General features: G+C 69.7%; 7 protein-coding genes. 3 read left to right on the plus strand and 4 right to left on the minus strand.

The window, feature by feature from the left end:
• The 3 genes from P409_RS18080 to P409_RS18090 all read left to right on the plus strand — a co-directional run.
• A partial coding sequence (locus tag P409_RS18080; RefSeq protein WP_034840729.1) for an anhydro-N-acetylmuramic acid kinase occupies window positions 1–201 on the plus strand: 201 nt, incomplete at its 5' end.
• Between the two features lie 220 nt (window positions 202–421).
• Entirely contained in the window at window positions 422–1,435 is a 1,014-nt protein-coding gene (locus P409_RS18085; RefSeq protein ID WP_034840733.1) for a serine hydrolase domain-containing protein, read from the plus strand.
• 248 nt (window positions 1,436–1,683) lie between these two features.
• Window positions 1,684–3,477 (plus strand): M2 family metallopeptidase, encoded by a 1,794-nt coding sequence (locus tag P409_RS18090; RefSeq protein WP_034840734.1) that lies wholly within the window; start codon window positions 1,684–1,686, stop codon window positions 3,475–3,477.
• A 149-nt stretch (window positions 3,478–3,626) separates the two neighbouring features.
• Here P409_RS18090 and P409_RS18095 read toward each other — a convergent pair whose 3' ends face one another.
• The 4 genes from P409_RS18095 to P409_RS18110 all read right to left on the minus strand — a co-directional run.
• Window positions 3,627–4,982, minus strand: a complete 1,356-nt coding sequence (locus P409_RS18095; RefSeq protein WP_034840736.1) for a glutamine synthetase family protein — start codon at window positions 4,980–4,982, stop codon at window positions 3,627–3,629.
• Between the two features lie 21 nt (window positions 4,983–5,003).
• Complete coding sequence (locus P409_RS18100) at window positions 5,004–6,359, minus strand: aspartate aminotransferase family protein (protein WP_052120854.1); 1,356 nt, start codon at window positions 6,357–6,359, stop codon at window positions 5,004–5,006.
• A gap of 125 nt (window positions 6,360–6,484) precedes the next feature.
• A complete protein-coding gene (locus P409_RS18105; RefSeq protein ID WP_052120858.1) occupies window positions 6,485–8,104 on the minus strand; it encodes a bifunctional aspartate transaminase/aspartate 4-decarboxylase in 1,620 nt (539 codons plus the stop codon).
• Window positions 8,105–8,115: 11 nt separating this feature from the next.
• On the minus strand, window positions 8,116–8,937 hold an 822-nt coding region (locus P409_RS18110), incomplete at its 5' end, for an aspartate-alanine antiporter-like transporter (protein WP_034840745.1).

The raw sequence follows: 8,937 nt of genomic DNA on the forward strand, positions 1-8,937 counted from the left end.
GGGCTGCGCCGGGCGCTGGGCGTGCCGGTCGACCCGGTCGAGGCGGTGGGCTGGGACGGCGACGCGCTGGAAGCGCAGGCCTTCGCCTTCCTCGCCGTGCGCTCCCTGGACAGGCTGCCGCTGAGCCTGCCGAGCACCACCGGCGTGCCGCGGCCGATGACCGGCGGCGTGCTCCACCGGCCGCTGACGCGGGCGGCGTGATGCCTTTGCCGAGCGCCACTCCTTCTCGAGCCCCCTCCCCTTGCGGGAGGGGGCAAGGGGGAGGGGGTTGTCGATCGAAGGGCGCCGTCTTATTCAATCCCGACACAACACCAAGGCCTGATGCCAGCCAACGGCTTCGGTTCCAGCGGTGCGACCCCCCTCCCCCTACCCCCCTCCCGCGAGGGGAGGGGGACACCATCAGGTTTTTGGACGCCGTCCCATGACCCTTGCCGCCGCGGCCGACGCCGCCTTCGCCCTGGTCGATGAAGCGATCGACGCCGGTCGCATCCCCGGCGCCGTGCTGGGGCTGGTGACCCGCGACGGCGACCGCGCGATCCGCTTCGGCGGCCAGGCCGCTCTGGTGCCGCAGCTGGTGCCCCTGGCCGAGGACACGCTGTTCGACCTGGCCAGCCTGACCAAGGTGATCCTGACCGCCACCGAGGTGCTGCGGCTGGTCGAGCAGGGGCGGGTCGACCTGTCCGACCCGCTGGCGCTGCACCTGCCGGACCTGCGCCAATACCAGCCCGAGCATTGGGTGCGGCAGGTCACCATCCGCCAGCTGCTGTCGCACCGCTCCGGCCTGCCGGCGGTGGAGCCGCTGTACACCTGGGGCAGCGACGCGGAGACCCTGAAGGCGCTGGTGCTGCAGAAGGACTGGACCGCCGGCGCCGACGGCTATTCCGACGTCAACTACGTGCTGCTGGGCATCCTGGTCGAGCGGCTGCGGGACAAGCCGCTGCGCGATCTGCTGCCGCCCGGCGACTTCGCCGTCAGCCCCGGCCCGGCCCGCGCCGCCGCCACCGAGCGCTGCACCTGGCGCGGCCGGGTGATGCGCGGCGAGGTGCATGACGAGAACGCCTTCGCGCTGGGCGGCCTGGCCGGCCATGCCGGGCTGTTCGGCAGCGCCGCCGCGGTGCTGGATTTCGCCCAGCGCTTCCTGGCCGAGGAGGTGCTGCGCCCGGCCACGGTGGCCGAGATGCTGCGCGCCGAGGGCCATCCGCACGGCCTGGGCTGGCAGGTGCGGCACGAGGGCTGGTCCGGCGGATCGCTGTGCTCGCCCGACACCATCGGCCACACCGGCTTCACCGGCACGGCGATGTGGATCGACCTGGAGCGTGGCCACGCCTGGACGCTGCTGACCAACCGGGTGCACCCGTCGCGCCATGTCGAGACCGGCATCCAGGCGTTGCGGCGCGGGGTGTCGAACACGGTGTCGGCGGGCTGGCCATTCTGAGGCCGAGCCTCGAAGACAAAAGACACGTCATGGCGAGCCCCGAAGGGGCGTGGCCATCCAGCGGCACCGGCCACTGGATGGCCACGTCGCTGCGCTCCTCGCCATGACGGAATGGGGCTGGAGAGGGCGGCACCCACGACATGATTGACACGGAATTCCCGCCCGCCTTCCATGGGCGCAATCGGTCCGGCGACAGGGAAAACGCCGGAGATTTCTCATAAAATTCAATGCATAGGGGGACCCCAACGATGAGATCCCGCCTGCTGGCCGCCGGCGTCGCCGCGGCCGCCCTGCTGTGGGGCATCGCCGCCCCGGCCCAGACCGCGGACGAGGCCCGCGCCTTCGTCGACAAGGCCGAGGCCGACCTCGCCGCCACCAGCGAATACCTCAACAAGGCGTCCTGGGTGCGCGCCACCTTCATCACCGACGACACCCAGTGGCTGGAGGCCAAGGCCAATGGCGAGTGGACCGAGAAGACCAGCGCCTATGCCAAGGAGGCGTCGCGCTTCGACGGCGTCCAACTCGACCCGGTGACCCGGCGCAAGCTGGACATCCTGAAGCGCAACCTGGTGCTGCCGGCGCCGGACCGGCCGGGTGCGGCGCGCGAGCTGGCGACGCTGAGCACCAAGCTGGATTCCACCTACTCGACCGGCGAGTTCCAGCTGCAGGGCAAGACCCTGACGCTGAGCGACGCCGAGGACATCCTGGCCGCCTCGCGCGACCCGGCCGAGACCAGGGCGGTGTGGGAAGGCTGGCATTCGATCTCGCCGGTGATGAAGCCGGACTATGCCCGGCTGGTGGCGCTGGCCAATGAGGGATCGAAGGCGCTGGGCTATGCCGACACCGGCGCGCTGTGGCGCTCCGGCTACGACATGCCGGCCGACGATTTCGCCGCCGAGACCGACAGGCTGTGGGGCCAGGTCGAGCCCTTCTACAAGAACCTGCACTGCTATGTCCGCGGCCGGTTGAACGCGAAATACGGCGATGCGGTGCAGCCGAAGACCGGGCCGATCCGCGCCGACCTGCTGGGCAACATGTGGGCCCAGTCCTGGGGCAACATCTACGACCTGGTGGCGCCGACGGACGAGGTCGAGGGCTACAGCCTGGACAAGCTGCTGGTCGACGCCGGCTACGACGCCACGAAGATGGTGAAGACCGGCGAGGCCTTCTACACCTCGCTCGGCCTGGCGCCTTTGCCCGAGACCTTCTGGCAGCGGTCGCAGATCGTGCGGCCGGAGGGGCGCGACGTCGTCTGCCACGCCTCGGCCTGGGACCTGGACGACCGCGACGACGTCCGCATCAAGATGTGCACCAAGGTGAACGGCGAGGATTTCTACACCGTCCACCACGAGCTCGGGCACAACTACTATCAGCGCGCCTACAAGGACCAGCCCTATATCTTCAAGAACGGGGCCAATGACGGGTTCCACGAGGCGATCGGCGACTTCATCGGGCTGTCGGCGCTGACCCCGACCTACCTGAACCAGATCGGCCTCTTGGACAAGGTGCCGGGCGCGGAGGGCGACATCCCGTTCCTCCTGAAGATGGCGCTCGACAAGATCGCCTTCCTGCCCTTCGGCCTGCTGGTCGACCGCTGGCGCTGGGAGGTGTTCGCGGGGAAGGCGGCGCCGGAGCGGTACAATGAGTCCTGGTGGGCGCTGCGGCTGAAGTATCAGGGGCTGGTGCCGCCCGGCCCACGCCCGGCCGACGCCTTCGACCCCGGCGCCAAGTACCATATCCCCGGCAACACGCCCTACACCCGGTACTTCCTGGCCCATATCTACCAGTTCCAGTTCCACCGCGCCGCCTGCCAGCAGGCCGGCTGGACCGGGCCGCTGCACCGCTGCTCCGTCTACGGCAACAAGGAGGTCGGCCGGCGCTTCAATGCGATGCTGGAGATGGGCCAGTCCAAGCCCTGGCCGGACGAGCTGGAGGCTTTCACCGGCGAGCGCCGGACCGACGCCAGCGCCGTGGTCGAGTACTTCACGCCGCTGAACGACTGGCTGACCGAGCAGAACAAGGGCCAGAGCTGCGGGTGGTAGCCGCCTTCGCCCTCTCTCCATTCCCTTCCTGTCATTGCCGGGCTTGACCCGGCAATCCAGGGCCACCGAGAGCGGCTCTTGAAAGCCCCTGGATCCTCGGGTCAAGCCCGAGGATGACGGAGAAGGAGGACAGGGCCTCACTCCACCCTTCACACGACCCTGGCGTACCAGTCGAAATCCAGCGGCGGCACCTGGCTGTGGAAACGGCGGTATTCGGCCAGCTTGATCTTGGCGAAGGCGTCGACGAAGGCGTCGCCGAGATAGTCGCGCATCAGCGCCGACTCCCGGAAGTCGCGGATCGAATCCAGCCAGTTCGGCGGGATGTCCGAGGCCGGGGTGCCGTAGCCGTTGCCGGTCACCGGCGGGCCGGGGTCGCGCCGGTCGAGGATGCCGCGATGCATCCCGGCCAGCGCCGCCGCCAGCGCCAGATAGGGATTGGCGTCGGCGCCCGCCACCCGGTGCTCGACATGCTTGGCCGCCGGCGGGCCGATCGGCACGCGCAGCGCCACGGTGCGATTGTTGACGCCCCAGCTCGGCGCCAGCGGCGCGTAGCTGAGGGTCTGGAACCGGCGGTAGGAGTTGGCGTTCGGCGCGAAGACCAGCATGCCGTCGCGGATCGTCGCCCCCATGCCGCCGATGGCGTGGCGCAGCAGGTCGTCGCCACCTTCGGCCGCGAAGCGGTTGCCGCCGTCGCCATCGGCCAGGCTGATGTGCAGATGGGTGCCGCTGCCGGTCTCGCCGGCATAGGGCTTGGCCATGAAGGTGGCCTCCATCCCATGCCGCTTCGCCACGGCGCGGACCAGCCGCTTGTACAGGATCGCGTCGTCGGCCGCGCGCAACGCATCGGCGCGGTGCTTCAGGTTGATCTCCACCTGCCCCGGCGCGTATTCGCTGATCGCGGTATCGGCCGGCAGGCCCTGGATCTCGCAGCAGGCATAGAGATCGGCCAGGAAGTCGCCGAGCTCGTCGAGATCGGCCATGCCGTAGGCCTGCTTGCCGGTGCTGGCGCCCCTGGGCGGGATCGGCCGCCCCGCCTCGCGCCAGGACGCGTCGAAGACGTAGAACTCCAGCTCCACCGCCACCACGGGATGGAGTCCGTCGGCCGCCAGCCGCGACACCACCCGAGCCAGCACCTGGCGCGGGTCGTAGGCCGAGGGCGTGCCGTCCAGCTCGAACAGGGTCAGCAGCAGCTGGGCCGAGGGCTCGGCCTTCCACGGCACCGGCACCAGCGTGCCGGGCACGGGGCGGGCGGTGCGGTCGGCGTCGCCATCCTCCCACACCAGCCCGGTCTCCTCCACATCCGCCCCGGTGATGTCGAGGCTGATGATCGAGCCGGGCATGTAGCGGCCGTTGCGCCAGATCCGCTCCAGCTCGCCCACCGGGATGCGCTTGCCGCGCTGCACGCCGCAGGCATCGGTCAGGAGGATGTCGACGAAGCGCACGTCGCGGTGGCGGGCCAGGAAATCGAGGCACTCCTGGGCGGGATCGGCGGCCTTGGGTGTCATGTCGGGCACGGCCGGTTCCCCTCAGGCGTGGCCGGCCAGCGCCGCGGCGCAGGCGTCGAAGGCGTCGTGGAAGCGGGCGATCTGGTCCTCCGTCGTGGCCGGGCTGGTCAGCATCATGTTGTGGAACGGCGCGATCAAGATGCCGCGGTTGATCAGGAACAGGTTTACCAGCTGCTCCAGATCCGGCCGCATCGCCGCCGCCGCCTCGCCGCCGGTGCGGTAGGGTGTTGGCGTGAAGTGGAACTCGACCCGGGCGCCGATCTGGGTGACGTGCCAGGCCAGGCCGTGGCGCGCCACGATCGCCTCGATCCCCGCAGCCAAGTGCATGGCGCGCTCGACCATGCCGGCATAGGCGGCCTCGGTCATCACCTCCTCCAGCATCGCCCGCAGGGCGCGCATCGCCAGGGCGTTGGCCGAGAGGGTGGTGCCCATGCCGCTGTGGCCGTGCGGCACGCCGGCCTGGACCCGGCGCATCCGCGCCTCGACCTCGGCGGTGAAGCCGTAGACGCCGCAGGGTATGCCGCCGGCGATCGGCTTGCCGAGGGTGAAGAAGTCGGGCTCCAGCCCGTATTCCCGGGTCCAGCCGCCGGGGCCGGTGGAGATGGTGTGGGTCTCGTCGATCACCAGCAGCGTGCCGTGCCGCCGCGTCAGCTCGCGCAGGGCCGCGTGGAAGCCCGGCTCCGGCAGCACCATGCCGATATTGGTCAGTGCCGGCTCGGTGATGACGCAGGCGACGTCGCCCGGCGCCAGGGCCGCCTCCAGCCCCGCGAGATCGTTGAACTCGACCACCTTGGTGGTGGCGGTCAGGTCGGTCGCCTGGCCCAGCAGGCCGGGGCGGTGCACCGCGCGGCCATCCTCCAGCCGCACGAAGGTGTCGTCGACCGTGCCGTGATAGCAGCCGTTGAACACCAGGATCTTCGACCGGCCGGTGATCGCGCGCGCCCAGCGCAGCACGAAGCGGTTGGCGTCGGTCGCGGTCGTGGTCACCTGCCAGAAGGGCAACCCGAACCGCCGGGCCAGGGCCTCGGCGGCGGCGACGCCGTCCTCGGTCGGCAGCATGGCGGTGACGCCGCGGGCGATCTGGTCGGACACCGCGCGCACCACCGGCGCCGGCGAATGGCCGAACATCGACCCGGTGTCGCCCAGGCAGAAATCGACATAGCGATGGCCGTCGGCGTCGATGAACTCGGCGCCCTGCGCCTCGGCCATGAACAGCGGGAAGGGCGTCGCCCAGTCGCGCATCCAGTGCAGCGGCACGCCGCCGGGAAAGGCCTCCGCCGCCCGCTCCGCCAGGCGCCGCGAGGCGGGGTTCGCCGCAGTGTAGCGATCGAGCTCCGCCCGCATCAGGCCCTCGATCACCTTGCCCGCATGGTTCATGTCCTGCCTCCCTCCTAGGTATGTGGCGCCGGAGAGAGTAGAGGCAGGCGGGGGGCGGCCGGAACCACCCCGCGGCGCGGGACCGTCATGCCAGCGAAAGTTCGGGCAACGGCGCGCCGGATGCGCTACTTCTTCTTCCCCGCCGCCTGGAACCGCTCGACATACTCCGCCATCAGGGTGCGGATCGCGGTGCCGATCTTGACGTAGTCGGTCTCGTTGAGGTTGGCGAGCGACACCCGGGCCGAGGGATGCAGTGTGCCGAAGCCGCGGCCGGGCAGCAGCACCACGCCGCTGTCCCGGGCCAGCCGGAACAGCACCTCCTGCGGCCTGGTGTTCTTCATGAACCAGTCGACGAATTTGCGGCCGTGCAGCCGGGTGCCCAGAACCTCGAGGTCGAGGATGGTGTAGTAGTCGACCGAGTTCTCGTCCTCCTCCAGCGTCACCCCGGCGGCTTGGTACAGCGCGGCCTTGCGGCGGCGGATGATCCGCTTCATCGCCTTCTTGTAGGAGTCCGGCTCGTCCATCAGGCAGAACAGCGAGAACAGCACCATCTGCACCTGCTGCGGCGTCGACAGGCCGGCGGTGTGGTTCAGCGCCACGGTGCGGCTGTCGGCCACTACCCGGTCGATGAAGGGCAGGTGCCGCGGGTCGGTGGTGATCGACGCATAGCGTTCGTCCAGCTCCTTCTGCACCCTGGCCGGCAGCCTGGCGATGGCGCGGTCGAGCACGTTGTCCCGGTGGGTGGCGATCACGCCGAGGCGCCAGCCGGTGGCGCCGAAATACTTCGAGTAGGAATAGACCAGGATCGTGTTCTGCGGGCAGGTCGCGAACAGCGACACGAAGTCGTCGGCGAAGGTGCCGTAGACGTCGTCGGTCAGCAGGATCAGGTCGGGCCGCCTGGCCACGATCTCCTGCAGCCGCCTCAGGTTGGCGGCGCCCAGCTTGACCGAGGGCGGGTTGGACGGGTTGACCAGGAAGAAGGCCTTGACCTTCGGGTCGAGCAGCTTGTCGAGCTCCTTGTCGCCGTATTGCCAGCCCTTCTCCGGGTCGGCGTCCAGCCCGACCTCGACCAGCTTGTAGTCGTTCAGATGCGGGATCTCGATATAGGGGGTGAAGATCGGCAGGCCGATGGCGATCGAATCGCCCGGCGCCAGCAGCCGGTTCTCGCGCAGGCTGTTGAACAGATAGGTCATCGCCGCGGTGCCGCCCTCGACCGCGTAGAGGTCGAAATCGCCGGTGAAGGGCTCGCGGCCGATCATCTCCTTCCGCAGGTACTGGCCGACGATCTTCTCGCTCAGCACCAGCATCCGGTCGGGCACCGGGTAGTTGCAGGCCAGGATGCCCTCGCACATCTCGTAGAGGAAATCGCCCGCCGACAATCCCAGCTGGTCGCGCACATAGGACACGGCGCCGACCAGGAAGGACACGCCGGGAACATCCTTATGGGCCCGGGCGAAGATCTCAAACCGCTCCTCGATGCCGTCGCGCTTCGGGAAGCCTCCGACGCCCTCGGGCATATAGGCGAAGGATCGCTCGGCCTCGGTCATCGCGAACAGGCCGAGCTGGAAGAAGCCGTGCCGCGGCACGGTCGCCAGGAAGTTCGGGTTGCCGCGGCCGGCGTTCAGCATCATCCGGTCGGCGTCGCTCCTGGCCAGCTGGATCAGCGCGTCCTTCAGCTCGAACGGGCTGAGCTTGGCGAGCGAAACGGCGGTCTTCTCGTCAATGGCGGGGGCGGTGTCGTTCATGATGGCTCTCCTCAAACCAGGCCGACCACGAGCGGGCCGAGGATGGTCAGCAGCACATTGGCCATGGCGTAGGTGATGGCGAAGGGCACGGTCGGCACCGAGTTGCCGGCCTTGTCGAGCACGGCGCCGAAGGCCGGGTTGGCGCTGCGCGACCCGGACAGGGCGCCGGCCAGGATGGCGGCGTTGTCGTAGCGCAGCACGTAGCGGCCGAACAGCAAGGTCAGGACCAACGGCACCAGCGTGACCACCAGGCCGAGCACGAAGATCGCGGCGCCGCTCTGCTGCAACGTGGTCCAGGCCTGGGCGCCGGAGGACAGGCCGACGCAGGCGACGAAGGCGGCGAGGCCGAAATCCTTCAGGATCTGGCCGGCCGCCGACGGCATCGCCCCGAAGGTCGGGTGCTTGGCGCGCAGCCAGCCGAAGACGAGGCCGGAGAGCAAGGCGCCGCCGCCGCTGCCGAGGGTCAGCGGGATGCCGCCGACCCGCGCGGTGATCAGGCCGACCAGCAGGCCGAGCAGGATGCCCAGGCCGAGATAGACGAAATCGGTCTTGTCGCTGGGCGCGATCTCGTAGCCGAGCAGCTTCGCCGCCCGGTCGACATCGGACGCGGCGCCCTGCAGCGTGATCACGTCGCCGTGATGCAGCGCGGTACCGTCCAGCACCGGCAGCGGCCGCTCCATCCGGGTGATGCCGGCGATGTAGACGCCGTGCCTGGCCGCGGCGTCAGCCTGGGCCTTGAGCTCGCCGATCGTCTTGCCGTTGGCGCCGGGGCGGGTGAAGACCACATCGCGCAGATGCAGCACCATGTCCATCCCCACCGCCGCGGCCTCTTC

Origin of the sequence: Inquilinus limosus MP06, assembly GCF_000767795.1 — a bacterium.
Classification (GTDB): domain Bacteria; phylum Pseudomonadota; class Alphaproteobacteria; order DSM-16000; family Inquilinaceae; genus Inquilinus; species Inquilinus limosus_E.

Excerpts from the sequence above, each read along its gene's own strand:
- P409_RS18105 (WP_052120858.1), bottom strand. The coding sequence starts at position 8,104 with ATGAACGACACCGCCCCCGCCATTGACGAGAAGACCGCCGTTTCGCTC.
- P409_RS18085 (WP_034840733.1), top strand. The coding sequence starts at position 422 with ATGACCCTTGCCGCCGCGGCCGACGCCGCCTTCGCCCTGGTCGATGAA.
- P409_RS18100 (WP_052120854.1), bottom strand. The coding sequence starts at position 6,359 with ATGAACCATGCGGGCAAGGTGATCGAGGGCCTGATGCGGGCGGAGCTC.
- P409_RS18090 (WP_034840734.1), top strand. The coding sequence starts at position 1,684 with ATGAGATCCCGCCTGCTGGCCGCCGGCGTCGCCGCGGCCGCCCTGCTG.
- P409_RS18095 (WP_034840736.1), bottom strand. The coding sequence starts at position 4,982 with ATGACACCCAAGGCCGCCGATCCCGCCCAGGAGTGCCTCGATTTCCTG.